Annotated in this window: 23 protein-coding genes; 16 read left to right on the top strand and 7 right to left on the bottom strand. The window is 65.2% G+C overall.

The window, feature by feature from the left end:
* Positions 1-16: 16 nt before the first annotated feature.
* Entirely contained in the window at positions 17-778 is a 762-nt protein-coding gene (flgF, locus tag B5V03_RS07675; protein ID WP_129268737.1) for a flagellar basal-body rod protein FlgF, read from the bottom strand.
* A gap of 385 nt (positions 779-1,163) precedes the next feature.
* Here flgF and fliL point away from each other — a divergent pair, with 385 nt between their 5' ends.
* From fliL to B5V03_RS07645, 6 genes are all read left to right on the top strand, one after another.
* Complete coding sequence (fliL, locus tag B5V03_RS07670) at positions 1,164-1,664, top strand: flagellar basal body-associated protein FliL (RefSeq protein ID WP_129268735.1); 501 nt, start codon at positions 1,164-1,166, stop codon at positions 1,662-1,664.
* A gap of 30 nt (positions 1,665-1,694) precedes the next feature.
* On the top strand, positions 1,695-2,897 hold the full coding sequence (gene fliM, locus B5V03_RS07665; protein WP_129268732.1) for a flagellar motor switch protein FliM: 1,203 nt from the start codon (positions 1,695-1,697) through the stop codon (positions 2,895-2,897).
* Positions 2,894-3,340 (top strand): DUF6468 domain-containing protein, encoded by a 447-nt coding sequence (locus tag B5V03_RS07660; protein ID WP_129268731.1) that lies wholly within the window; start codon positions 2,894-2,896, stop codon positions 3,338-3,340. The genes fliM and B5V03_RS07660 overlap by 4 nt, the downstream gene beginning before the upstream one ends.
* A gap of 9 nt (positions 3,341-3,349) precedes the next feature.
* Positions 3,350-4,111, top strand: coding sequence for a MotE family protein (locus B5V03_RS07655; protein ID WP_129268729.1), 762 nt, complete (start codon positions 3,350-3,352; stop codon positions 4,109-4,111).
* Positions 4,112-4,214: 103 nt separating this feature from the next.
* Positions 4,215-7,907 carry a tetratricopeptide repeat protein gene (locus B5V03_RS07650; RefSeq protein WP_164987849.1) on the top strand — a complete coding sequence of 1,231 codons (3,693 nt, stop codon included), beginning with the start codon at positions 4,215-4,217 and terminating at the stop codon, positions 7,905-7,907.
* 79 nt (positions 7,908-7,986) lie between these two features.
* Positions 7,987-8,223 carry a hypothetical protein gene (locus B5V03_RS07645; protein WP_129268725.1) on the top strand — a complete coding sequence of 79 codons (237 nt, stop codon included), beginning with the start codon at positions 7,987-7,989 and terminating at the stop codon, positions 8,221-8,223.
* A 203-nt stretch (positions 8,224-8,426) separates the two neighbouring features.
* Here the strand turns inward: B5V03_RS07645 and fliP are convergent, their stop codons facing one another.
* A complete protein-coding gene (fliP, locus tag B5V03_RS07635; RefSeq protein WP_129268721.1) occupies positions 8,427-9,188 on the bottom strand; it encodes a flagellar type III secretion system pore protein FliP in 762 nt (253 codons plus the stop codon).
* The gene (locus tag B5V03_RS07630) at positions 9,185-10,150 is read right to left on the bottom strand and encodes a flagellar biosynthetic protein FliO (RefSeq protein WP_129268719.1); all 966 of its coding nucleotides are present in this window, start codon (positions 10,148-10,150) and stop codon (positions 9,185-9,187) included. Before B5V03_RS07630 ends, fliP begins: the two co-directional genes overlap by 4 nt.
* Before the next feature lie 351 nt (positions 10,151-10,501).
* Here B5V03_RS07630 and flgB point away from each other — a divergent pair, with 351 nt between their 5' ends.
* From flgB to atzF, 9 genes are all read left to right on the top strand, one after another.
* A complete protein-coding gene (gene flgB, locus B5V03_RS07625) occupies positions 10,502-10,906 on the top strand; it encodes a flagellar basal body rod protein FlgB (protein ID WP_129268717.1) in 405 nt (134 codons plus the stop codon).
* 18 nt (positions 10,907-10,924) lie between these two features.
* Positions 10,925-11,350, top strand: a complete 426-nt coding sequence (gene flgC, locus B5V03_RS07620) for a flagellar basal body rod protein FlgC (protein ID WP_027567607.1) — start codon at positions 10,925-10,927, stop codon at positions 11,348-11,350.
* 16 nt (positions 11,351-11,366) lie between these two features.
* Positions 11,367-11,675, top strand: a complete 309-nt coding sequence (gene fliE / locus B5V03_RS07615; protein WP_129268715.1) for a flagellar hook-basal body complex protein FliE — start codon at positions 11,367-11,369, stop codon at positions 11,673-11,675.
* 157 nt (positions 11,676-11,832) lie between these two features.
* Complete coding sequence (gene fliQ / locus B5V03_RS07610; RefSeq protein WP_129268713.1) at positions 11,833-12,096, top strand: flagellar biosynthesis protein FliQ; 264 nt, start codon at positions 11,833-11,835, stop codon at positions 12,094-12,096.
* Positions 12,097-12,113: 17 nt separating this feature from the next.
* Positions 12,114-12,884 (top strand): flagellar biosynthetic protein FliR, encoded by a 771-nt coding sequence (gene fliR / locus B5V03_RS07605; protein ID WP_129268711.1) that lies wholly within the window; start codon positions 12,114-12,116, stop codon positions 12,882-12,884.
* 7 nt (positions 12,885-12,891) lie between these two features.
* Entirely contained in the window at positions 12,892-13,971 is a 1,080-nt protein-coding gene (gene flhB, locus B5V03_RS07600) for a flagellar biosynthesis protein FlhB (protein ID WP_129268709.1), read from the top strand.
* A gap of 154 nt (positions 13,972-14,125) precedes the next feature.
* Positions 14,126-16,702 carry a cell cycle histidine kinase CckA gene (gene cckA / locus B5V03_RS07595; protein WP_129268707.1) on the top strand — a complete coding sequence of 859 codons (2,577 nt, stop codon included), beginning with the start codon at positions 14,126-14,128 and terminating at the stop codon, positions 16,700-16,702.
* Between the two features lie 368 nt (positions 16,703-17,070).
* Entirely contained in the window at positions 17,071-18,063 is a 993-nt protein-coding gene (locus tag B5V03_RS07590; protein ID WP_129268705.1) for a Tim44 domain-containing protein, read from the top strand.
* Between the two features lie 170 nt (positions 18,064-18,233).
* Positions 18,234-19,619 (top strand): allophanate hydrolase, encoded by a 1,386-nt coding sequence (gene atzF, locus B5V03_RS07585; RefSeq protein WP_129268703.1) that lies wholly within the window; start codon positions 18,234-18,236, stop codon positions 19,617-19,619.
* Positions 19,620-19,629: 10 nt separating this feature from the next.
* Here the strand turns inward: atzF and B5V03_RS07580 are convergent, their stop codons facing one another.
* The 4 genes from B5V03_RS07580 to B5V03_RS07565 form a co-directional block, all read right to left on the bottom strand.
* Complete coding sequence (locus B5V03_RS07580) at positions 19,630-20,355, bottom strand: Crp/Fnr family transcriptional regulator (RefSeq protein ID WP_129268701.1); 726 nt, start codon at positions 20,353-20,355, stop codon at positions 19,630-19,632.
* 91 nt (positions 20,356-20,446) lie between these two features.
* Positions 20,447-21,286, bottom strand: coding sequence for an ABC transporter ATP-binding protein (locus B5V03_RS07575; protein WP_206736128.1), 840 nt, complete (start codon positions 21,284-21,286; stop codon positions 20,447-20,449).
* A 20-nt stretch (positions 21,287-21,306) separates the two neighbouring features.
* Entirely contained in the window at positions 21,307-21,963 is a 657-nt protein-coding gene (locus B5V03_RS07570) for an ABC transporter permease (protein ID WP_245502183.1), read from the bottom strand.
* A 182-nt stretch (positions 21,964-22,145) separates the two neighbouring features.
* Positions 22,146-23,159: an NrtA/SsuA/CpmA family ABC transporter substrate-binding protein gene (locus B5V03_RS07565; protein ID WP_129268695.1), complete on the bottom strand. Its 1,014-nt coding sequence runs from the start codon at positions 23,157-23,159 to the stop codon at positions 22,146-22,148.
* Positions 23,160-23,400: 241 nt separating this feature from the next.
* Here B5V03_RS07565 and B5V03_RS07560 point away from each other — a divergent pair, with 241 nt between their 5' ends.
* On the top strand, positions 23,401-24,105 hold the full coding sequence (locus tag B5V03_RS07560; RefSeq protein ID WP_129268693.1) for a glutathione S-transferase: 705 nt from the start codon (positions 23,401-23,403) through the stop codon (positions 24,103-24,105).
* Positions 24,106-24,236 lie beyond the last annotated feature (131 nt).

The raw sequence follows: 24,236 nt of genomic DNA, 5'->3' as shown, positions 1-24,236 counted from the left end.
GTCAGTAATCCCCTAATCAGGCCGGAACGTCGGCGAGTTTTTCGATCGCCGATTTGTGCATGTCGCTCTGCTGCTGGAGCAGGTTGGCGATGGCGGTGTAGCTGCGCATGACTTCGACCATGCGGCTCATCTCGCCGACCGAGTTCACGTTCGACTTCTCGATGTAGCCCTGCTCCACGGTGGACTTGGTGGCGGGCAGCTGGGTGGCGGAGCCGGCGTCGTAGAGATTGGCGCCGAGCTTGGTCAGCCTGGCCGGATCGTCGAACGACACCATCTTGATCTTGCCGCGGATCGAATCGGTCTTGGCTGTGCCCTCGAGTACCGTGACGGTGCCGTCGGGGGCGACGTTGATGTCGTGGTCGGTCGCCTGGAAGGTGATCGGGCCGCCGGTGCCGAGCACGAGGTTGCCGTCGGAGGTGACGAGCTGGCCGGTGCTGTTGAGCGTGAACTTGCCGTCGCGGGTGTAGCGCTCGCCGCCATTGGCCTGCACGGCGAAATAGGCGTCGCCGCTGATCGCCATGTCGAGCGGGTTCTTGGTCATCTCCATCGGCCCCGGGCCGGTGTCGCGGAAGGTGCCGCGGTCCTGCACATAGGAGACCCGGCGGTCGGACGCGATGAAATTGTCCTCACGCGCGTTCGAGTTGAGAAACTCCTCGAACAGCGAATGGTCGGCCTTGAAGCCGTTGGTGTTGGCATTGGCGACATTGTTGGCGATGACATCCATCTGCCGTTCCAACGTCATCTGCCGTGACAAGCCGATCAGAAGCGCGTTCTGCATCGGAAGATCTCCCCTGAGTGAGATCTGCCATTTCGCTCTCCCAAGCGCCTTGGCGGACCCCGTGAACGAGGCCGTCAGGTTCTCCCAAACCCTTCGGTCTCGGTCCTCTCTCAGCGAAAGCCGTGCCAACGCAGAAAATTACGTGATTTCAATGCCTTGAAGATTTTTCGAGGGCGCGGGCAGGCGGCAGAAAGGTTCTGTTAGCCATGTTTGCCCGGCAGATTTTTCCTAGCTGGGGCCCAATCGAAAGAAACCGTTAACCATTATTACCGTAGCGTTTGCAGTGAAGAGGAGCGCATTGCGCTGGGGCATTTGTATCGCGTCACTGTCTGCCAGGGGGCTTTGCTCTTTCGACCCGTTTAAGAGATGAGCGAGCCCGTCGACCATGGCAGAGAATGAAGCGGAAGGCGGCGCAGCCGCCGAGGGCGCAGAAGCCGCTCCCCCGAAGAACAAGCTCAAGCTCATCATCATGGCTGTCGGCCTGCTCGCCGTCCTCGGCGGCGGCGCGGCGACCTGGTTCTTCTTCTTCCGTCACGGCGATGACGAGCATCATGCCGAGGCGGCGGCCCCGCCGAAGCCGCCGGCCTTCGTCGAGGTCCCCGACATCATGGTCAATCTCGCCGGCGCGCCCGGCGAGCGCGTGCAATATCTGAAGCTCAAGGTCGTGCTGGAGCTGAAGGAGGAGAAGCAGATCGAGGCGATCAAGCCGACGATGCCGCGCGTGACCGACATCTTCCAGACCTATGTGCGCGAACTGCGCTCCTCCGATCTCAACGGCTCCGCCGGCGTCTTCCGCCTCAAGGAAGAGCTGACCAAGCGCGTCAACGCGGCGGTCGCGCCGATCCAGGTCAGCGCGGTGCTGTTCAAGGAAGTTGTGATCCAGTGACGATGCTGCGGAAGGGTACGGGCTAGCGTCATGGCCGGCAACGAGCAGATGGACCAGGATGCGATTGCCGCCCAATGGGAGGCGTCGCTCGATTCCGAGGATCCCGCGGAAGCCGCGAAGGCCGCTGCCGAAAACGAACTATCCGAGACCATGGCCCTGCAATGGGCGGCCATGGTCGAGGATGGCAGCCGCGATCTCGGCTCCGGCAAGAACTCCGGCGAGCGGGTGCTGTCGCAGGAGGAGATCGACAACCTCCTCGGCTTCACCGTCGGCGACGTCACGCTCGACGACCATTCCGGCATTCGCGCGATCATCGATTCGGCGATGGTCTCCTACGAGCGTCTGCCGATGCTCGAAATCGTCTTCGACCGCCTGGTGCGGTTGATGACGACCTCTTTGCGCAATTTCACCTCGGACAACGTCGAAGTCTCGCTCGACCGCATCACCTCGGTGCGCTTCGGCGACTACATGAACTCGATCCCGCTGCCGGCCGTGCTCACCGTCTTCAAGGCCGAGGAGTGGGAAAACTTCGGCATGGCGACGGTCGATTCCAGCCTGATCTACTCGATGATCGACGTGCTGCTCGGCGGCCGCCGCGGCACCAGCCAGCTCCGCATCGAGGGCCGGCCCTACACCACGATCGAGACCGAGCTGGTCAAGCGGCTGGTCGAGGTCGTGCTGACCGACGCCGAGCAGGCGTTCCGGCCGCTGTCGCCGGTGACCTTCACGATCGACCGGCTCGAGACCAACCCGCGTTTCGCCGCGATCAGCCGTCCGGCCAACGCCGCGATCCTGGTGCGCCTGCGCATCGACATGGAAGACCGCGGCGGCAATATCGAGCTGCTGCTGCCCTATGCGACCATCGAACCGATCCGGGGCGTGCTGCTCCAGATGTTCATGGGCGAGAAATTCGGCCGCGATACGATCTGGGAAGGTCATTTCGCCACCGAGATCAACCAGGCCGAGATCGCGGTCGATGCCGTGCTCTACGAGGCCGACATCCCGCTCAAGCAGCTGATGCGGCTCAAGGTCGGTGACACCCTGCCGCTCGAGATGCGCGCGGATGCCGCCGTGACCGTGCGCTGCGGCGACGTCACCCTGACCGAGGGACGGATGGGCCGGGTCGGCGACCGCGTCGCGATCCGCGTGACGAAACCCCTGCGCAAGCCAAGTACGACACTTGCGATGTTCGAGAAGGTCGACGAGCAGAACAAGATGATGGAGGCCCCATGAACCACTCCCTGGGAATGGCGATCGAGACGCTGGTGGCTATCCTGCTGATGCTCACGATCTGCTACTGTATCCTGCTGAACAAGCGGCTGACGCGGCTGAAGGCGGACGAGCATTCGCTGAAGGCCGTCATTGCCGAGCTGATCACCGCGACCGAGATCGCCGAGCGCGCGATCGGCGGGCTCAAGCTCGCCGTGCGCGACGTCAACGAGAACCTCGGCAGCCAGCTCGCGGCGGCGACCCAGATGTCCGACCAGCTCTACAAGCAGCTCGGCGAGGCCGACAACGTGGTGCGGCGCCTGTCCAAGATCGCGATCGCCGCGCGGCCCGTCACCAATCCGGAAACCGTCGCGGTGCCCACGGCCAAGCCCTCGTCGGCGAAGGCGGTGGCGGCTGCGGCCGAAGCCTTCTCCGAGCGCCGAAGGTCCAACGGTCTTGCCGCATAAAGTCAGGGTATGAAGTCCTTTCGTAACATCCGCGTCATTCCAGTCGTCTTGGTCGCCGTCGCAGGTCTCGCCACGCTCAAGGTCGCGGGCCTCGTGATCAATGGCGGCTACGTGTTCGACTATCAGCCGAACCAGATCAAAAAATCCTGGGCGCAGGAGAACCTGAACTTCCCGACCGGCCGCGAGGACCCGGATATCACCGGCTCGACCCATGGCGCGCCGAAGGAGGCGCCGAAGCCGGCGGCTCCCGAGACCAAGTCCGAAGGCGCCGCGGTCAAGGCGGAGGAAGCCCCGCCGCAGATCCCGGCGTCCGAGCGCGCGATCCTCGAACGCCTGCAGGCGCGCCGCCAGGAGATAGAAGCCCGCCAGCGCGAGATCGACATCCGCGAAAGCCTGCTGAAATCGGCCGAGAAGCGCATCGAGAACAAGGTCGAGGAAATGAAGGCGGTGGAATCCCGCATCTCGGCGACCCAGGCCGAGCAGAAGGCCGCCGAAGCCCAGCGCATGAAGGGCCTCGTCACCATGTATGAGGGCATGAAGCCCAAGGACGCCGCGCGGGTGTTCGACCGGCTCGAGATGGGCGTGCTGATCGAGATCGCCTCGGCCATCGCGCCGCGGAAGATGTCGGACATTCTGGGACTGATGTCGCCGGAGGCCGCCGAGCGGCTGACCGTCGAGATGGCCCGCCGGGCCAATGGCGGCGGCGATCAATCGGCCTCGGCCGGCGATCTGCCCAAGATCGACGGCAAGCCGACGCAAAAGCCGAATTGAGGGCTCATACTTAAGAAGTCCTTAATTGCCAAAATCTACATTCGAAGGCATCGGCCGGCACCAGTAGCCGGCGTGGACCGCCGAACCGGAAGATATGCCGCCAATGGCGCGAGAGGCTGCCGCTGGATTGTTGTCGCGAGCCCGCGCCTTGGCGCGGGGCCTGTCGCGTCATGTCCGCACGGCACCCGTGCTGGCGGCCTGCCTGCTGATCGGCTTCAGTGTACCCGCCCGGGCCGCGGATGCGATCCGGGGCGAGGCGAGTTTTTCGGCAGGCGGCGGCTTTGCCCGTCTCGTCATCAAACTCGGCGAGGATGTGCCCTCCGAGGTGACGACGGCCGGCTCCATCCTCATCATCCGCTTCGACCGGGCCGTCGACGTTCCCGTCGACCGCGTGCCGGAAGGCGCGCCCGATTACGTCAACTCCGCCCGGCGCGATCCCGACGGCGGCGCCATCCGCCTGTCGCTGGCGCGCCGCGTCACCGTCAACACCATGAATGCCGGCGAGCGCACCTTCGTCGACCTCTTGCCCGAGGGCTGGAAGGGGCCGCCGCCGAGCCTGCCGATGGACGTCGTCAAGGAGCTCGCCGAACGCGCCCGCGTGGCCGAACGTGCCTTGCGCGCCCAGCGTGCCGCGGCCGAGACCAAGAAGCGTCCGCAGATTCGCGTGCGCGCCTCGATACAGCCGACCTTCGTGCGTTTCGTGTTCGAGATGCCCGACGGCGTCGGCGTCTCCTCCGTGCTCAACGAGCAAAAGCTCACGCTCGCCTTCAACGCCAATCTCAGCTTCGACCTGGCCGACGCGGTCGTCGCCGCGCCGCCGAACGTCGCCTCGATCAAGCAGAAGGCCGACATCGACCAGACCAGTGTCGAGATCGCCCTGATCGGCGATTCCGACGTGCACTCCTTCCGCGATGACAAGAACTACGTCGTCGACATCTCCTTCCAGCCCGACAAGGGCAAGATGGCCGCAACGGCCGAGTCCATGATCGCGCAGGCCAAGCCAGCGGCCCAGGGTCATGGACCCGCGCCGGCCGCGGAAAAGCCGGCGGCCGAGAAGCCCAAGGACGCTCATCGCGAGGTCGCGCCGCCGACGTCGGAGACGATTGCGCGCGAAGCGAAGATCGACATCAAGCCCGAGGTGAAGTCCGAAGCCCCCGCCGCGATGCCGGCCGCCGAAGCGCCGAAGCCTGCGGCGCCCGCAGCGGAGGCCGCCGCGCCAGTCGCTCCCGTCAAGCCTATCGTGCCTGCCGTTGTCGAAGCGCCCAAGGAGGTCGTGAAGGAAGCTGCGCCGGAGCCGGTCAAGGAATCCGTCAAGGCTGCGCCTGCCGAGGCACCGGCCGCGCCGCGGCCGGCCGGCGCAAGCGTCGATGCGCGCCGCGACAGCGATGGCCTGCGCGTCACGTTCCCGCTTCAGGTCTCGACCCCTGCGGCGGCGTTCCGCCGCGGCGACACCGTCTGGCTGGTGTTCGATACGCCGAAGCCGATCGATGTCGAGGCGATCCGCACCAAGGGCGGCGCGATGATCGGCGAGGTCAGCCGCATGCCGCTCGACAAGGGGCAGGCGGTGCGCATCCGTCTCACCCGGCCGCTGGTCTACTCGCTGACGAGCGAGGAGGTCGGCAAGGAGACCAACTGGCTGCTGACGCTCGCCGACAAGATCCAGGCGACGCCGCTGCCGCTGATGATGTCGCGCAACATCACCGACCCCGCGCTCGCCAACATCGCGATCCCCTTCGCCAATCCGGGCCTGCTGCACAAGCTCACCGATCCCGATGCCGGCGACATGCTCTATGTCGTCACCGGGCAACGGCCGGTGCGCGGCTTCATCAAGCGGCAGGACCTCGTCGATCTCTCGCTGCTGGAATCCGCGCACGGCATCGCGATCCGCCCGAACTCCGACGAGGTCGGCGTCGAGGTCGGGTCCGACAAGGTCATTCTCGGCAAGAAGGGCGGGCTGACGCTGTCGCCGGTCGACATCTCCGCCGAGCGCGCGCCGACCGCAGTGCGCCCGATCTTCAGCCCCGAAGGCTGGCGCAAGGGCCAGTCGGAGGACTTCTGGACACGCCAGAGCGATCTGATCACGGCGATCTCCGCCGTCGATCCGGCGCAGCGTTCGCTGCCCCGGCTCGACCTCGCGCAGTTCTACATGTCGCGCGCGATGTATCACGAGGCCAAGTCCGTCACCGACTTGATGCTGTCCGACCCGCTCAACAAGGAGGAGAGCGGCGCGCTGATCATGCATGCGATCGCGAGCATCCTGATCGGCCGCCCGGCGCAGGGCCTGAAGGACCTTGCCAATCCCGTGATCGGCAACAGCCACGATTCCCAGCTCTGGAAAGCGCTCGCCTATGCGCGCCAGGGCAAATGGGCGGATGCGCGCGAAAAATTCAAGAACGTCGAATTCGCCATCGCCTCGCTGCCGCTCGACATTCAGCGCATCGTGACGATGGACGCGATGCGCGCCTCCCTCGAGGTGAAGGACTATGCCGGCGCCTCCAAGCGGCGCAGCGAGCTCGAGATCGTCGGCGTATCGCCCGAGGCCGCACCCGGCTTCGCCGTGCTGCGCGGCAGGCTCGCCGAGGCGCTCGGCCACGACAAGGACGCGCTCGACGATTACAAATTTGCGGTCGCCTCGAACGACCGGCCGGCTGCGGCGGAAGCCAAGCAGCTCGAGGTCGCGTTGCGGCAGAAGCGCGACGAGATCAGCAAGGAAGACGCGCTGCGCGATCTCGAGACGCTGTCGATGACCTGGCGGGGCGACTCCATCGAGGTCAAGACGCTCCAGATGCTGTCGCAGATCTATGCCGAGAACGGGCGCTACCGGGACGCGCTCACGGCGGCGCGCACCGCGACGAAGCTTCAGCCCAACGCAGAGGCCTCGCGTCAGGCGCAGGACCTCGCCTCCGACCTGTTCACGCAGATCTTCCTCGGGCCGAAGGGTGACGACCTGCCCGTCGTCGAGGCGCTCGGGATGTTCTATGAGTTCCGCGAGCTGACGCCGATCGGCCGCCGCGGCGACGAGCTGATCCGCCGTCTTGCCGACCGTCTCGCCTCGATCGATCTGCTCGACCAGGCCGCCGAGCTCCTGCAGTATCAGGTCGATCACCGCCTCGAAGGCGCCGCCCGTGCCCAGGTCGCCGCGCGCCTGTCCATGATCTATCTCGCCAACCGCAGGCCGGACAAGGCGATCACGGCGCTGCGCGCGAGCCGCATCAGCGATCTTTCCGGCGAACTCCGGCAGCAGCGCCTGCTGCTGGAGGCGCGGGCGCAGAGCGACGTCGGCCGTCACGATCTTGCGCTCGACATCGTCTCCAACGTTTCCGGGCGCGAGGTGCTCCGCCTGCGCTCTGACATCTTCTGGGCGGGGCGGCGCTGGCGCGAATCCGCCGAGCAGATCGAGCTCTATTACGTCGACCGTTTCCGCGACTTCAAACCGCTCAATGCGGTGGAGAAGAGCGACATCATTCGTGCGGCCGTCGGCTATGCGCTCGCCGACGATTCGATCGGCCTGTCGCGCTTCCGCGAGAAATACGCGCCGCTGATGAGCGAGAGCGCCGACCGTGTCGCCTTCGACATCGCCAGCAAGCCGGCCGCGGCCTCCAGCGCCGAATTCGCCGAGATCGCCAAGCTCGCTGCCAGCGTCGATACGCTTGACGGCTTCCTGCGCGAGATGAAGCAGCGCTTCCCCGACGCCACCGCCCGCGCCCCGGCCGCTCCGCAGGCCAAGGACGAGACCGACCACACCGGCTCGCTGCCGACGATCCCGGTCGTGCGGCAGATCAAGATGACGCGGTAGGAACCCTGCTACCTGCAGGCCTCTCGACAGGTGCCGCGCAAGGCGGCAACCTGATGCCCCTTCATGCCGGGAGAGGAATATGAGCAAGCCTGCCAAGACCGAAGCCGAACTCATCGCCATGGCGCGGGCGGAGTTGAAGGTCCATGCCGATGGTCCCGACGACCTCGCCATCTCGATCGTCCGCGACGGCGACAGCTGGGAATTCCGCGTCGATGCGGACCAGGCGACGAGAGACAAGCCGGGCTTCCCGGAAAGCGTCGCCATGCTGGTGCAGATCGGCGATCACCTCAGCAGGCAGTATGATGTGAGGGGGTAGGGGGCGGGCGTACCGCGCGTAGCGCGGCCCGACCATTTGCCACATGCTCGGTCATTGCGAGCGCAGCGAAGCAATCCAGAATCTCTCCGCGGAGGCAGTCTGGATTGCTTCGTCGCAAGAGCTCCTCGCAATGACGGGGAGGGGCTGGAGGTTCTCGCTGGGGGCGTCGAGGATGCATTGCTGACCACACCCCGCAAGCCCGGCTACCCCCCGTAACTTTGGACCAAACTCCCCGCTACCAGCGACCAGCCGTCGACCAGCACGAAGAAGATCAGCTTGAACGGCAGCGAGATGGTTGCCGGTGGCAGCATCATCATGCCCATCGACATCAGCACCGAGGCGACGACGAGGTCGATGATCAGGAAGGGGAGGAACAGCAGGAAGCCGATCTCGAAGGCGCGCTTCAGCTCGGAGATCATGAAGGCGGGGACGAGGATGCGAAGCGCGAGCTCGTCGGGCGTGGCGGGCGGCGGCTCGCCGGAAAGGTCCAGGAACAGTTTCAGGTCCTTCTCGCGCACGTTCTTCTGCATGAATCCGCGCAAGGGAACGGAGGCGCGCTGGAGCGCGTCTTCGACGCTGATCTGATTGGCGACGAGCGGGCGGATGCCCTCGTCATAGGACTTTTGCAGGACCGGCCCCATCACGAAGAAGGTGAGGAACATCGCGAGCGCAATGATCACCGAGTTCGGCGGTGCGGTCGCCGTGCCCATCGCGGTGCGCAGCAGCGACAACACGACCACGATGCGCGTGAACGAGGTCATCATGATCAGGATCGACGGTGCGATCGACAGCACCGTGAGCAGTGCGATCAGCTGGATCGCGCGTTCGGTGACGCCGCCGCCACCAGCGCCGCCGCCGCCGAGATTGATGCTGATGTCCTGCGCATGCGCAGGCATCGCCAGGAGCGCGGCGCCGATCAGAACTGAGGAAAAAACAACTCTACGCGGGAGGGCCGGCAGCCTCACGAAGACGGCTTCGGACGGCCGAGCAGGGAGGCCATCTCGTCTTCGAGATTTTCAAAGCTGGTCTTTTCGGCGGCAGGCTTCGCCGGCGGGGCCGGTGGCTCGCTGCGTGCGGCGCGCGGGGGAGCGGCCGGCGGCTCCGGCGCAACCGGGGGCGCAACCGTTTCGCCGGCCGGGCGGCGAAGTGCTGCCTCTAACCGCTGCGCCATTTCGGCGAGATTCTGCTCGGCGTTCGAGGGTGCGGCGGGCGCGGGCGCCGGCGGCGGAACGGGCGGAGCCTGCGGCACAGGCGGAGGCGGCGGCGCGGCTGCGCGCTCGGCGCGGACGGGCGGCACCTTCACCGGCTCGCTCTGGCGCGGCGGACGCGGCATCAGCGGCGGCTCGTTGCGGGCAATGCGCGGCGGCAGCGGCTCAGGCCGCGGCTCGCGCTCGGGACGCGGCGCCAGCGGCTCGGGCGTAAAGCCTGCCAGTGGCGGCTCGCTGCGGCGTTCGGCCAAAGCGGGCGCGGGCCGCCGGACCTCGTCGGCGAAGGACGGGCGCGTGGGCCGCGGCGGCGGCTCGGGCATCTGCGGTTCGGGATGATCGAGCAATTCGGGGCGCGGGGCTTCGTCGGCCCAGCCGCCGGCATCGGGCATCGGCGCGAGGCGGGGCGGTTCGGCGGCGTTGGGACGCTGCGGGAGCTGGTCGCGGCCGGGCGCAGCACGAACGATGTTGGGCTCGACCACGATGTCGGTGGGGCCACCGATCATCAGGAGATGCTCGACATTGTCACGCCGGACCAGCACTAGGCGCCGACGGCCGTCGACCGCGGCCGCATCGATCACGGCGAGCCGGGGCATCCTGCCGCGCTGGGTGTTGGCGCCGAGCCGCGTGCTGGCGAATCGACGGACCAGCCAAGCGGCGAGGCCGATCAACGCCAGAACGACGATGAACGCGACAATGAAGGTGATAGGGCTACCGTTCATACTTGTCCCCGGCAAATGGCGCTTCTTTCGTGCCCATGGTCAGATGCGCCAACCACCGGCGTCGGATGCCCCAAACTGCGATTTCTTAATGTCCCACGGCAAGTTTTGCCGTCCCCAGCTCTTAATAACCTATGAATCGCTCGATCCAAAACGACTTCTTGGCCCGTGCATGCGCCGCCAAGCGGTTGGGTTAACGCCGCTTTTGGATGCGTAGAATCACGGAGGGCACGACTTGGTGTCCGGGGGGAACAGGCGCCTGCGACATCCTTAACCAGCTGTTAACCATACACGCGGCAAATTCTGCCTAGCTTCGGACCCTGAGGTCCGCAGCAGGCGGAAGGAGCCGCGACGATGTCCATCAACGACCTCCCGGTGCTGTCGGCGCTTCGCACCAAGATGCAGTGGCATCAGGAACGCCAGCGCGTCCTGTCCGAGAACGTCTCCAACTCCGATACGCCCAAATTCCGGCCGCGCGACCTGGTCGAGCCGAAGCTCGACAAATCAGGCGCCGTCACGGGTTCGATGGGCCCCCTGGCGATGACCCGCACCAGCGGCTCGCACATGACGCCGTCAGGCTCAGCCTCCGGATTCGACCAGAACAAGAATGCAGGCTTCGAGACCCGCCCTGCGGGCAACGCCGTCAATCTCGAAGAGGAGATGATGAAGGCTGCCAGCAACCAGATGGATTACGCAGCAGCGACCTCGCTCTACTCGAAGAGCCTGCACCTGCTCAAGACCGCGATCGGCAAGGGCTAGAGCAAGAGGAAGCGCATCATGGCGAATGACAGCAGCGACTTTGCCCGCTCGATGGCGATTGCGACCTCCGGCCTGCGTGCGCAGGCCGGGCGCATGCGGGTGATCTCGGAAAACATCGCGAACGCGGATTCGACGTCGCAGAGCGCCGGCGGCGATCCCTACCGGCGCAAGGTGCCGACCTTCTCCTCGGCGCTGGACCGCACCCTCGACGCGCAGGTCGTCACCCTCGGCAGGATCAAGCCCGACCAGTCCAATTTCCGCACCAAATACGAGCCGAACAATCCGGCGGCGGATGCGACCGGCAACGTCAAATACCCCAACGTGAACTCGGTGGTCGAGATGACCGACATGCGCGACGCGCAACGGTCCTACGAGGCCAATCTCAACATCATCAGTGCGACGCGCCGGATGATCCAGCGCACCCTCGACATCCTCAAGAGCTGAACAGGACAATTGAGCCATGGCAACACCGTCAATTGCCGCCAACGCTTATGCCAACCTCGCCCGCGTGCTGGAGAACACCGGTGCCGGCAAGGGCAGCGAAGCGAGCGGCCAGTCCTTTGCTTCACTGCTGAAAGACGCTGTCGGCAGCGTCATGGAGTCCGGCCGCAAGTCCGACGCGCAGACGGTGGCGATGGCCGCCGGCAAGGCCAACGTGATGGACGTGGTGACGGCGGTCGCCGACACCGATGTTGCGGTGTCCACGCTGGTCTCGGTCCGCGACCGCGTGATCGCGGCGTATGAAGACATCATGAAGATGCCGATCTGATTTTGGCTCCGTCGTCATTGCGAGCGAAGCGAAGCAATCCGGACTGTCTCCGCGGAAAGATTCTGGATTGCTTCGCTTCGCTCGCAATGACGGGGAGAGGTCTCCGCATCGCTTCGAAGGCGGTGAGGAGGCGAGAACGAACAAAGGAAATTTTGAAATGACCGGACCCGAAACGCTCGACGTCGCGCGTGATGCGATCTGGACCATCGTCATCGTGTCATCGCCGCTGATGATCGTGGGGCTCGTGGTCGGCGTCGTGGTGTCGCTGTTCCAGGCGCTGACGCAGATCCAGGAGCAGACGCTGATCTACGTGCCGAAGATCTTGGCCATCTTTGCCACGATGCTGTTGGCGCTGCCGTTCATGGCCGACGCACTCCATTCCCACATGCTCCGTATCTCGTCGCGAATCATCGGCGGCTGAGGCACAATGCGCCCGTCATGCGCATCGACGTCTCGCTGCTGCCGGCGCTCGCCGCTTCCTTCATGCTCGCCTTCGCCCGGGTCGGTGCGATGGTGATGCTGTTGCCGGGGCTGGGCGAGACCAACATTCCGACGCGGGTCAAACTGTCGATCGCGCTGCTGCTCACGCTGATCATCCTGCCGCTGCATCGCAACGCCTACCAGGTCGACATGGGCTCGCTGGCGCCGCTGCTGGTGCTGATGCTGCATGAGATCGTGATCGGCATCGTGCTGGGCGCCACCGCGCGCGTGACGCTGTCGGCGCTCCAGGTTGCAGGTGCTGTGATCGCGCAGCAGATGGGGCTCGGCTTCGTCACCTCGGTCGATCCGACGCAGGGACAACAAGGCGTGCTGGTCGGCAACTTCCTGACCATGCTGGGCGTGACGCTGCTGTTTGCCACCGACAGCCATCACCTGGTGATCGCGGCGCTGAACGACAGCTACACGATCTTCTCGCCGGGCGAGACCGTGTCGAGTGGCGATATTGCCGCCCTGGCGACGCGCGCCTTTTCCGCGGCGTTCCTGCTCGGCCTGCAGCTCTCGGGGCCGTTCCTGGTGTTCGGCCTCGTCTTCAATATCGGGCTTGGCGTGCTGGCCCGGCTGATGCCGCAGATGCAGGTCTATTTCGTCGGCGTGCCGCTGTCGATCTTCGCCGGCTTCCTGGTACTCGCCGTGGTGCTCACGGCGATGATGGGCACCTATCTGGATTACTTCATCGGTGTCATGCACCAGATGATGCCGCTGAAATAGGTGACCGATGGCGGAAGACAACGATCCAGAGAGTCAAACAGAAGACCCGACGCAAAAACGTCTCGAAGAGGCGCTCGAACGCGGCGACGTTGCGAAAAGCCAGGAGATCAACACCTGGTTCATGATCGCGGGCGGCACGCTCGTGGTCTCGACCTTCTCGGGCTCGGTCGGCAGCGGGCTGATGACGCCGATGCGCAACCTGCTCGCCAATTCCTGGATGATCAAGACCGACGGCAGGGCTCTGCTCGCGCTGATGCAGCAGATCGAAGTCGCAGTGCTCGCGGCGGTCGGCGTGCCCCTCTTGATGCTGGTGCTGGCAGCCATTGCCGGCAACATGCTCCAGCACCGTCTGGTCTGGTCGGCGGAGTCGCTCAAACCCAAATTCAGCAAGCTGTCGCCGGCCGAGGGCCTCAAGCGCATCTTCGGCAAGCAGGCGGCCGCGAACTTCCTCAAGGGCCTCGGCAAGCTGATCGTGCTCGGCGCGGTCATGACCACGATCCTGTGGCCGGAACGGCATCGCATGGAGGCGATGGTCAGGCTCGATCCGGCCGCGATGCTGGGCGCCACCACCAGCCTGACCATTCATCTGCTCGGCGCGGTGGTTGCGGCGCTCGCGATCATCGCCATCGGCGACTATTTCTTCCAGTATCGCAGCTGGTTCCAGCGGCAGAAGATGTCGCTTCAGGAGATCAAGGAAGAGTTTAAGCAGTCCGAAGGCGACCCGCACATCAAGGGTAAGATCAGGCAATTGCGCCAGCAGCGCTCCAAGAAGCGCATGATGGCTGCGGTTCCCAAGGCCGCCGTGATCATCACCAACCCGACCCACTATTCGATCGCGCTGTCCTACGAGCGCGGCATGTCGGCGCCGATCTGCGTCGCCAAGGGCGTCGATAACCTCGCCTTCAAGATCCGGGAGATCGCGCGTGAGCATGACATCCCGATCGTCGAGAACGTGCCGCTTGCCCGCGCGCTCTACGCCACCGTCGAAATCGACCAGGAAATCCCGACCGAACACTACCATGCAGTCGCCGAAGTCATCGGCTACGTCATGCGTCTGAAGAGCGGTTTCGGCGCCAGCCGGCAATAAAACCCCCGAAAAGTACTGGAAATGGCCGTAATCTGGGAATCAGCGTACCTTTCGCCCCTACTGCCCTTGCGTCTGCGGGTCCAATTCAGGCAGGGAGGACCCCGCGCGCTGCGTAGCGCGTTGATTCTCTGCCGACAGGCTGCGCCAGTTTGAGATGACTGCCGAGACCGATCACGACCTCACGCGAGAGCCCGTTGCGGCGCACGAGCCGTCGCCGCGCTCGGGCAGCATTGCGCTGGTGCTGCTGGTGGCCGCCGGCCTGGTCGCGGTCGCCATCGGGCTGATGACGCTCGGGCGCGCGGCTGCGCAACCCTATATCCTCGGCATCCTCGCCGTGCTGGCGATGGTCGGCCTGTTCAACCTGTTCGCCTTCGCCGCCGGTATCATCCGCTTCGTCGACCGCAATCTCGACGATCCCGTGATGGGGCGTATTGCCGACCACGCCTTCGATGGCCTGGCCGTGACCGATCCGCGCGGCCATGTGGTCTATTCCAACGCCGCCTATCTGACACTGACCGGTGCCACCGGTCCGCAGGAGGTGCGCCCCGTCGAGCGCGTCTTCATCGGCAACCCCGACGTTTCCGAAGCCGTGTTCCGCCTGCTCAAGGCCGCCCGCGAGGGCAAGCGCCAGCAGGAAGAGGTGCGCATCTCCGGTCATGACGGCAGCCAGGGCCGCTGGCTGCGCATGCGCGTGCGTCCGCTCGGCACCGGCAAGCGCGAGGCGAAATACGCGGTGTGGTCGATCGCCGACATCACCCGCGACCGCGAGCGCCAGGAGGACGTGTTCCAGGAGCTCCAGCACGCGATCGAATATCTCGATCATGCGCCGTGCGGTTTCTTCTCGGTCAATCCGGCCGGCGAGCTTGCCTATGTCAACGCGACGCTGGCGAACTGGCTCGACTATGATCTCGCCGAGATCGGCTCGGGCGGGCTGAAGCTCGCCGACATCGTCTCCGGCGACGGCGCCTCGCTGCTCACCGCGATCGTGGCGGTGCCGGGCGAGGTGAAGACCGAAGTCTTCGACATCGATTTGCGCATGCGTACCGGCAAGACCATGCCGGTGCGGCTCTATCACAAGCTCGCCTTCGGCGCCGACGGTGCGCCGGGGCCGTCGCGCACGCTCGTCATCAGCCGCGCCCGCGACGAGCGCAGCGATCCCGATCGTGCCGCCGAAGTGCGCTTCATGCGCTTCTTCGACCATACGCCGATGGCGATCGCGACCGTCGACCGCGGCGGCAATGTCGTGCGCGCCAATGCGCGCTACGCCAAGCTCGGGCAGGCGCTGGGGCTCGACACCAGCAGCAAATCGATCTTCCGTGCGGTCAATTCGCGCGACCGCCATCTGCTGATCGCGGCCATCAACCAGGCTGCCGAGGGCCAGGCCGACGTCGCGCCGGTCGAAGTGGCGCTGGAAGGAACCAAGGAGCGCTGGGGCCAGTTCTTCGTCACGCCGGTGGACGCCGCCGAGAACGACGCAGAAGCCGCCATCGTGCACATGCTCGAGACCACCGAGCGGCGCGCGCTGGAAAACCAGATCAACCAGTCGCAGAAGATGGAGACGGTCGGCCAGCTCGCCGGCGGCATCGCCCACGACTTCAACAACGTGCTCTCCGCCATCATGATGGCGAACGATTTCCTGCTGAACGCGCACAAGCCGACCGACCCGTCGTTCCAGGACATCATGCAGATCAAGCAGAACGCGACGCGTGCCGCGACGCTGGTGCGACAGCTGCTGGCGTTCTCGCGGCGGCAGACGCTGCGGCCGCAGGTGCTCGATCTCGGCGATGCGCTGTCCGACCTCGCCATGCTGCTGCGCCGCTTGATCGGCGAGAAGGTCAAGCAGGAGACCATCCACGGCCGCGATCTCTGGCCGGTCAAGGTCGACGTCTCCCAGTTCGAGCAGGTGATCGTCAACCTCGCGGTCAACGCGCGCGACGCCATGCCCGAGGGCGGCAAGCTGATCATCCGCACCGCCAACGTCACCACTGAAGAAGCGGCCAAGCTCGCCTACAAGGGCATGCCGGCCGCGGACTATGTGCGGATCGAGGTCGCCGACACCGGCACCGGCATTCCCGCCGACATCCGCGACAAGATCTTTGAGCCGTTCTTCTCGACCAAGGAAGTCGGCAAAGGCACCGGCCTTGGGCTCTCGACGGTCTACGGCATCGTCAAGCAGACCGGCGGCTTCATCTATGTGGACTCCGAGCCGGGGCAGGGCACCTCGTTCCACATCTTCCTGCCGCGCCATCACGCCGAGCCGGAGGTGCAGGTCGAGCTGCCTGCGGCGGTCAGCGCGACCAATGGCGCCGCGAAGGACGCGGCGTCAGCGGAGGCGAAGCCGCGCACCGATCTCACCGGGCAGGGCACCATCCTGCTGGTCGAGGACGAAGAGGGCCTGCGCGCGCTGAACGCACGCGGCCTGCGCTCGCGCGGCTACACCGTGGTCGAGGCCGAGAACGGCGTCGAGGCCATGGAGGTGCTGGCGGAACAGAGCGGCGGCATCGATCTCGTCGTCTCCGACGTCGTGATGCCGGAGATGGACGGCCCGACGCTGCTCAAGGCGATGCGGGAGAAGAATCCCGACATCAAGTTCATCTTCGTCTCCGGCTACGCCGAGGATGCCTTCGAGAAGAGCCTGCCCGAGGGGCAGCAGTTCGACTTCCTGCCAAAGCCGTTCACGCTGAGCCAGCTCGTGGCGGCTGTGAAGGAGACGATGGCGAATCAGGGTTGAGGTGAGGGACGGCGCGCCGTTCCCACATTCTCCGTCATTGCGAGCCACCGGGTCCGCGCGAAGCGCGGCCCGATGACAGGCTCCGCGAAGCAATCCAGAATCTTTCTGCGGCGGCAGCCTGGATTGCTTCGTCGCAAGGGCTCCTCGCAATGACGGGGAGAGAGCTGGGCCCTCAATGACGAGGGGAAAAAGCGGAATTCACCTCGTTAGCCCGCCGGTAACCTGCGACCATTGTTTCCCTGCGCGGCCGGCCAGACCCCCGCCAAATATGGGCTTTTGCCACATCCCCGCGACTGAGGGCCGCAGCCCCAAGTTCCGAAACCGTCTTCACTTTTCGGGAAGTCTGCCCATCTTAGGGGCATGTCCCCATGCCGGGGATTTGGGAAACCCACATGACTTTCTCGCAACGGTCCCGCACTCTCTTCAAGACGATTGCCGTCGTGCTGGCGCTTGCGCTGCCGACAGCGCTCGCCATCTCGTCCGCTGACGCCCGCGTCGGCGGCGGCATGTCGTCGGGTTCGCGCGGCTCGCGCACCTATTCGGCCCCGCCGTCCACCACGACGGCACCGGGCTCGGCCTCGCAGTTCAACCGCACCTACACCCAGCCTGGCGCAGGCATGAATTCGGCTGCGGCTGCGCCCGCGCGCGGCGGCCTGTTCGGCCGCGCCGGTGGCTTCATGGGCGGCCTTGCGGCCGGCTTCCTCGGCGCAGGCCTCTTGGGCATGCTGTTCGGTGGCGGCCTGTTCGGCGGCCTCGGCGGCCTGTCGTCGATCCTCGGCCTGATCATCCAGATCGTGCTGGTGGTGTTCGTGGTGCGGCTGGCGATGTCGTGGTGGCAGCGCCGCCACACGCCGCAGGCGGCCTATGCCAATGCTAACGCCGGTGCTGGTCCCGGACCGCAGCCGAACTATCGCAGCGGTATCGGTGGCTTCGGTTTCGGCGGCGCCAACAATGCACCGCTCGAGATCAAGCCTGACGACTATGAGGCGTTCGAGCGCCTGCTCGGCGATGTCCAGACCGCGTGGTCGAACGAGGATGTCGCCAAGCTGCACACGCTCGCGACCCCGGAGATGGTTTCTTACTTCGAGCAGGACCTCGGCCAGAACCGCGCGCGCAACGTCGTCAACAAGGTCACGAATGTGAAGCTGCTGCAGGGCGACCTCGCGGAATCCTGGCGCGAAGGCGAGACCGACTATGCCACGGTGGCGCTGCGCTTCGCGCTCACCGACAAGACGGTCGATCGCAACACCGGCGCAATCGTCGCCGGCAGCGAGCAGCCGGGCGAGGCGACCGAAGTCTGGACCTTCGCCCGCCGTCCGGGCGGCGCCTGGGAATTGTCGGCGATCCAGCAGACCAACTGATCGCAGACGTAGCGACATAGAGCAGGGCGTCGTGCCTCGGCACGGCGCCCTTTTTGTTTGGGCGGCACGTTTCCGCTCCAGGCGGCCATTCGGGCGAAGCACTTAATTGCTTGTTGGCCGCGCCGAGCTCCCGCAATTTCGCGCCTGCGAGTTGGAGAAGGAGATATTCGGTGAGTCAGTCTGTCGCGCGCTCCAGGACAAATCACGAAGCCGTCGTCAGGAATTCATCACTGCTGCTGGAGGCGATCGAAACGGCCTATGACCGGATCGAGGCCGAGCGCGACCGTAATTGCTGGATCCATCTCCGCCCGCGGGACGAGGCGCTCGAACAATGCCGCAAGCTCGTGGCGCGCGCGCGGACGGGCGAAAATCTTCCGCTGCTCGGCATTCCCTTTGGTGTGAAGGACAATATCGATGTCGAGGGAATGCCGACCACGGCCGCATGTCCGGCGTTCAGCTACACGCCCTGGCATTCCGCGCACAGCGTCGAACGCCTCACCGCGGCCGGCGCAATTTGCCTCGGAAAGACCAATCTCGATCAGTTCGCCACAGGCCTGTCCGGCGCGCGTTCTCCCCATGGCCCCTGCGCGTCGGTTGCCGATGCGCGCTATGTTGCGGGCGGCTCCAGTTCCGGATCCGCGGTCGCCGTGGCGGCCGGGCACGTCGCCTTCGCGCTCGGCACCGATACCGGCGGCTCGGGGCGCATACCCGCCGGGTTCAACAACATCGTCGGAATCAAGCCGACAATTGGGCTGGTGTCGTCACGCGGGCTGGTGCCGAATTGCCCGACGATCGATTGCGTTTCGGTGTTCTGCAATACCGTCAGCGATGGCGAGGCCATCCTCGACATCATCGAAGGGTTCGATTTCGAGGATCCCTACAGCCGCCTGCCCAGAACCTTTCTTCCCGCCAACGGGGCGGTGCCATCGTTCCGGTTCGGCCGCCTTGCGTCCGCAGATCTCGAATGTTTCGGCATGCCGGAATGCGGCGAACTCTATGAGCGCGCCTGCGAGCGTTTTGCGCAGATCGGCGGAACGGCGATCGAGGTGGACTTCGCCCCATTCCGCCAGGCCGGGGAGTTGATGTTCAGCGGTCCCTGGGTGGCGGAGCGGCACTCGGCCATCGCTGGGCTCGTCGACGTCGAATCCAATTCCCTGCTCGATGTCACCAGGACCGTGCTGGCCTCAGCCGCCGGCTATTCGGCGACCGACACGTTTGGTGCCATTCACCGGCTGCACCGGCTTCGCCGCAACGCCGAGGCGATTTTTGCGGGCATCGATGCGCTGGTGGTCCCGACCGCGCCGCGGCCGTTCACGCTGGAGGAGATGCAGCGCGATCCGATCACCCTCAACAATTGCCTTGGCTATTACTCGTACTTTGCCAATCTGCTCGATCTCTGCGGCGTGGCCATTCCGAACGCGACATTGCCGAACGGCATGCCCATGGGCGTGACCCTGCTGGCGCCGGCCTGGCACGATCGCGCGCTGATCGGGCTGGCGCGGCGGTTCGAGGCCAATGCGGGCGGAGCGGCGTTTGAATTAAAACTTGGCGGCTGAAGCGCGGATCTTATTCCGCCGCTTGCCCAAGCATGGAAAGATCCAGGATCGAGATCACGGATCTGTCGTATCTGATCACGCCTTCCTCCTGGAGCCGCGCGAGCTGCACCGTCACCCATTGGCGGGTGGAGCCGATGAGATTGGCGAGATCGCCGTGGGTGAACGGCATGCCGACGACGATCTCGCCGTCGCGCTTCACACCGTAGACGTGCGACAGGAAGATCAGCAGGCACTGCAGCCGCTCGGTGACCGAGCGCGTCCCGAGCATCTGGGCCATAGCCGAATAGCATCGCGCCTTGAATGCCAGGGCATCCAGCAAGGCGACGGCGATCGCCGGCGATTCCAGCGCAAGTCGCCGCAACGCCGGTCCGGGCATGAACGTCAGCCGGCTGCGCTCGGCCGCAACCGACGTCCACATGTGCGGTCCCGTTCCGAAGATGTCGGGCCCGCCGACGAAATTGCCGGGAAACCAGTAGGCGAGCGTGACTTCGCGCCCCGACGGCGCCGCATAGTAGCTGCGTATGCGCCCCTCGCCGATCAGGTAGATCCCGGCCTGTGCGTCGCCCTGAGACCAGACCAGTTGGCCGGCTTCCAGGACCTTTTCGCGTCCGATCGCACGCAGGCGATTGCAATCAGCGCGGTTGAGACCGTCCAGCAAGCCGGGCAGCGGTCTGACCAGATCGTCCGACTCCGCCAGCATCACACCTGCCGCTATCGCGCTGTTCGCTCTGTGCATCGCCGGCTCCGCATGTGAGACCCGGCGTCGATTATTCAAGAACCATGCCAGCGCGCGGCGGTCCGCTTCACGCTTGGTGGGCTCCGGACGATCAGCTTGCGTCCGACTGATTGAACGCCCGCAACCCCTCTGCGCGGATGACGTCGAGACAATCCTTCTTGAGGGCAAGATAAGCCGGCTCGAGCATGACAGAACTCGACCGCGGGCGCGGCAGCTTGACCGCGACTTCGCGCAGGATGCGGCCGGGTCCCGCGCTCATGATGAGAACGCGGTCGGCCAGCACGATGGCTTCGTCGATGTCATGCGTGACGAACACGATGGTCGCCTTGATCCGGTCGCGCAGCGCCAGCAGATTGTCTTGCATCACCGCCCGGGTCTGCGCGTCGAGCGCCCCGAAGGGCTCGTCCATCAGCAGCACGCGGGGCTGATTGGCCAGCGCTCGCGCGATCGCCACGCGTTGTTGCATGCCGCCGGACAGCGTGTTCGGATAGGCGTCGGCGAAACGCGTGAGACCGACCATCGCGATCAGATTGTCGGCGATGGCTTTCGCTTCCGCCCTCGACTTCCCAAGCATCCTGGGGCCGTGGGCGATGTTTTTGCGGACGGACTTCCAGGGGAAGAGATGCGGCTGCTGGAACACCATGCCGACCTCGGGGCGCGGACTGTACACAGGCGCGCCCTCCACCAGAATGTCGCCTTCAAACGGCACTTCCAGTCCGGCGATCGTGTTGAGCACCGTCGACTTGCCGCAGCCGGAGGGCCCGACGATGCAGACGAACTCGCCAGGTGCCACGTCAAAGGACACGCGATCCACCGCGATGTTCTGTCCGCGGTTGGTGTCGAAAACGATGCTCAGGTTCGAGACTTGAATGGCCGGTTGTTTCGGCGCCTCTTCGACAGAGGCGGACGAACTTGCCAGTGCCAGTTTGATGCTCGATCGAGGTCCCAACATCAGCGCCACCAGACGATCCGTTCCGCAAGAGCCGCAAACAGCCGGTCGGCAACGAACGATATCAACCCGAGCGCTGCGAGCCCGCCCATGACCTGGCCCGTTTGCAAATTCTGCTGCGCAATCTCGATCCTGTAGACGATGCCGGCGAAAGCGCCGGCCAGCTCCGCCGCGACAAGCGTGTAGAAGGAGATGCTGACGGCGGTGCGCAACCCGACCACGATGTAGGGAAGCGCGCCCAGCAGCACGATCTCCTGGAGCATCTGCCGCCGCGGCGTGCCGAGCATCAACGCCGCCCGGATCAGACCGCGGTCGACCTTCTGCACGCCGATGTGGGTCGAAAGCCACACCGTGAAAAACACGCCCCATACGACGAGGAACAGTTTTCCCGCCTCCGACAGGCCGAACCAGAGGATGACGATCGGTACGAAGGCAATCGGCGGAATTGGCCGCAGGATATGGAACAGCGGGGACAGCAAGCTCGAAACAACGGGGAATTGGCCGGTGAGAATGCCGAGCAGGATGCCCAGCGCGCCGCCCATGATGAATCCCGTGGTGACGCGAAAGAGGCTCGCCAGCAGATCGCCAAAGAACTGTCCGCTTCGGATCCACTCGAGCACGGCCGCAGCAACCACCGTCGGCGGCGGAAACAGCACCATATTGACGGCCCCGGAACGGGAGACCAGTTCCCAGAGGCAGACGAACAAGGGAAGCGAAAGCGCCCCGACCAGAATATTGAGGCGGCGAAGCCGAACTGAATTTGGCCGCCGCGCGCGACCGCCAGTGCGGATGGCAATCTCTCGCCCTGCTGAAGTGGCGTCCTGCATGGCCGTGCGGGTGCCTATTTCCACGATAGGGTGACGCGTGCGGGGTCGACCTTCTTCAGCGGCTCGGTGACGACGACCTTACTGAAGTCGGGCATCGCCGCTCCCGGAGGATGGTTGCCGCTCTCGAGGCGCCACGCAGAGTGGGTCTTGAGAATCTCGATCAGCCGGTCGTCGAGACGCACCCGGTAAACATAGTCGGGCCAGATCGGGGCGAGTTCGTCCCGCTTCATGCCGACCGCGTCCGCCACTGCCGTGATCGCTTCATCCGGGTGTGCTGTCATCCAGACCTCGGCATCGATCAGCGCGGCGATGAACTTCTCGACCAGCGCCGGGTTGGCGTCCAGATAGGACCTCATGACGACGATATTGAACGTCTCGGAGTAGGTGCCCTTAGTATTGACCTCAGCGACGGCTTCGCCCAGGGCCTTCTTCGCGTTGGCGACGTGGGGCTCCCAGGTGTCGAACGCGTCGATGCTTCCGGCTGCAAGTGCCGGCAGCATTTCCTGCGGCCGCAGATTGACGAGGGTGACATCCTTGGACGTCAATCCCGCCGACTTCAGCAAGGTCGCCGTGTAAACCTCGCTGCCGGTACCGGCCGTGAATCCGATTCGCTTGCCGCGAAGATCTGCCTTGGTCTTGACGCCGGCCTTGGCTGCGACGAGCGTCTTGAGATCGGAATATTCCATGCCGGCGACGAAGGCGATGGGCTGGTTTGCCATCGCTGAAGCGGTGACGGGGGCTTCCGCCGTCGTCGCGATGTCGGCACCGCCTCCGATCACGGTGTCCAGGCACTGCTTGCCGGAGGTGAAGTTCGAGACCGTGATGTCCAGTCCGTGCTTTTCGAAGATTCCCTTCGATTTGGCGACGATCGCAAGGCCGGAGATAGGTCCGAGATTTTGCGCCAGCCGGGCTTTGAGCAGTTCCGCGGCCGAGGCGCGGTCCGGACCGATGGCAAGACCGATGACGAGGCAGCAAAGCGAGGCATAACCGGCAATTGCCGCGATTGGGCGGACGGTGTTCCAGTGCATGACGATCTCCCCTCGTGCCGCGCCCGGCGGCAGCCCCGATGTGATCGCGGATACCGCCCCGAACGGTCCCGCAGCAGATCCCCGCGTCCTCCCCGGGCGATCGCTTGAGGACCGTCCCACACTGGCATGCTCGCCCGGCGCTACCGTCCCGGGAAGCAATTAATCGACATGGCTTTTGGGCGCGCCCGCGCCGCCGCGTGCTACATTGGTCGGGACGCTCCTACGCTCACGGACCCCTCCCATGAAATACGAGCTCTATTACTGGCCCGAGATCCAGGGCCGCGGCGAATATGTGCGGCTGGCGCTGGAGGAGGCGGGGGCGGCTTACGTCGACGTCGCGCGGGGTGCGCGCGGGACAGCTGCGATGATGAAGATGATGGACGCGAACGGCACGCCGCCTTTTGCGCCGCCGTTCCTGAAAGCCGGCAAGCTCGTCATCGGCCAGACCGCCAACATCCTGCTCTATCTCGGCGCCCGCCATGGCCTCGCGCCGAAGACGGAAGCCGGAAAACTCTGGGTGCACCAGCTTCAGCTCACGATCACCGATTTCGTACTGGAAATTCACGACACCCATCACCCGCTCGGGCCTTCGCTCTACTATGAGGACCAGAAGCCGGCGGCCAAGAAGCGCACGGCCGATTTCTGGGACCAGCGCGTGCCGAAATATCTCGGCTATTTCGAGCAGCTCCTGGACGACAAGGGCGGCGCCTTTGTCACCGGCCGCAGGCTCACCTATGTCGATCTCTCGCTGTTCCAGATCGTCGACGGGCTGCGCTACGCCTTTCCCAAGCGCATGAGGGCGTTCGAGAAGGACATCCCCGGCCTCGTCGGTCTGCGCGACCGCATCGCCGCGCGGCCGAACATCAAGGCCTATCTCGAAAGCGAGCGCCGCATTCCCTTCAACGAGCAGGGCATCTTCCGACGCTATCGCGAGCTCGATAATTAGCCGGTCCGGAGGGAGGCTGGCGGCAGTCCCCGTTCCGGACCGGCCGTTTCGGGCGCGATCAGTCGCCCGAACGCGTCGTGGCTCCCGAGCCTCTGTGAGCGCTCCGGGTCAGATCGATCGTTTGAATCATT

Origin of the sequence: Bradyrhizobium betae, assembly GCF_004123905.1 — a bacterium.
In the GTDB taxonomy this organism is placed as follows: Bacteria; Pseudomonadota; Alphaproteobacteria; order Rhizobiales; family Xanthobacteraceae; genus Bradyrhizobium; species Bradyrhizobium betae_A.
The sequence above is the reverse complement of the archived record's forward strand: the minus strand, read 5'-3'. Positions and strand labels throughout refer to the sequence as shown.

Bases quoted from the DNA above. Each gene is read 5' to 3' on its own strand.
- fliR (WP_129268711.1), top strand. From the start codon at position 12,114: ATGCGCATCGACGTCTCGCTGCTGCCGGCGCTCGCCGCTTCCTTCATG.
- B5V03_RS07645 (WP_129268725.1), top strand. From the start codon at position 7,987: ATGAGCAAGCCTGCCAAGACCGAAGCCGAACTCATCGCCATGGCGCGG.
- B5V03_RS07630 (WP_129268719.1), bottom strand. From the start codon at position 10,150: ATGAACGGTAGCCCTATCACCTTCATTGTCGCGTTCATCGTCGTTCTG.
- fliM (WP_129268732.1), top strand. From the start codon at position 1,695: ATGGCCGGCAACGAGCAGATGGACCAGGATGCGATTGCCGCCCAATGG.
- B5V03_RS07660 (WP_129268731.1), top strand. From the start codon at position 2,894: ATGAACCACTCCCTGGGAATGGCGATCGAGACGCTGGTGGCTATCCTG.
- B5V03_RS07560 (WP_129268693.1), top strand. From the start codon at position 23,401: ATGAAATACGAGCTCTATTACTGGCCCGAGATCCAGGGCCGCGGCGAA.
- B5V03_RS07590 (WP_129268705.1), top strand. From the start codon at position 17,071: ATGCCGGGGATTTGGGAAACCCACATGACTTTCTCGCAACGGTCCCGC.
- flhB (WP_129268709.1), top strand. From the start codon at position 12,892: ATGGCGGAAGACAACGATCCAGAGAGTCAAACAGAAGACCCGACGCAA.
- B5V03_RS07655 (WP_129268729.1), top strand. From the start codon at position 3,350: ATGAAGTCCTTTCGTAACATCCGCGTCATTCCAGTCGTCTTGGTCGCC.
- B5V03_RS07565 (WP_129268695.1), bottom strand. From the start codon at position 23,159: ATGCACTGGAACACCGTCCGCCCAATCGCGGCAATTGCCGGTTATGCC.
- fliE (WP_129268715.1), top strand. From the start codon at position 11,367: ATGGCAACACCGTCAATTGCCGCCAACGCTTATGCCAACCTCGCCCGC.
- B5V03_RS07650 (WP_164987849.1), top strand. From the start codon at position 4,215: ATGGCGCGAGAGGCTGCCGCTGGATTGTTGTCGCGAGCCCGCGCCTTG.
- fliL (WP_129268735.1), top strand. From the start codon at position 1,164: ATGGCAGAGAATGAAGCGGAAGGCGGCGCAGCCGCCGAGGGCGCAGAA.
- flgC (WP_027567607.1), top strand. From the start codon at position 10,925: ATGGCGAATGACAGCAGCGACTTTGCCCGCTCGATGGCGATTGCGACC.
- flgB (WP_129268717.1), top strand. From the start codon at position 10,502: ATGTCCATCAACGACCTCCCGGTGCTGTCGGCGCTTCGCACCAAGATG.
- cckA (WP_129268707.1), top strand. From the start codon at position 14,126: ATGACTGCCGAGACCGATCACGACCTCACGCGAGAGCCCGTTGCGGCG.
- fliQ (WP_129268713.1), top strand. From the start codon at position 11,833: ATGACCGGACCCGAAACGCTCGACGTCGCGCGTGATGCGATCTGGACC.
- B5V03_RS07570 (WP_245502183.1), bottom strand. From the start codon at position 21,963: ATGGTGCTGTTTCCGCCGCCGACGGTGGTTGCTGCGGCCGTGCTCGAG.
- flgF (WP_129268737.1), bottom strand. From the start codon at position 778: ATGCAGAACGCGCTTCTGATCGGCTTGTCACGGCAGATGACGTTGGAA.
- B5V03_RS07580 (WP_129268701.1), bottom strand. From the start codon at position 20,355: ATGCACAGAGCGAACAGCGCGATAGCGGCAGGTGTGATGCTGGCGGAG.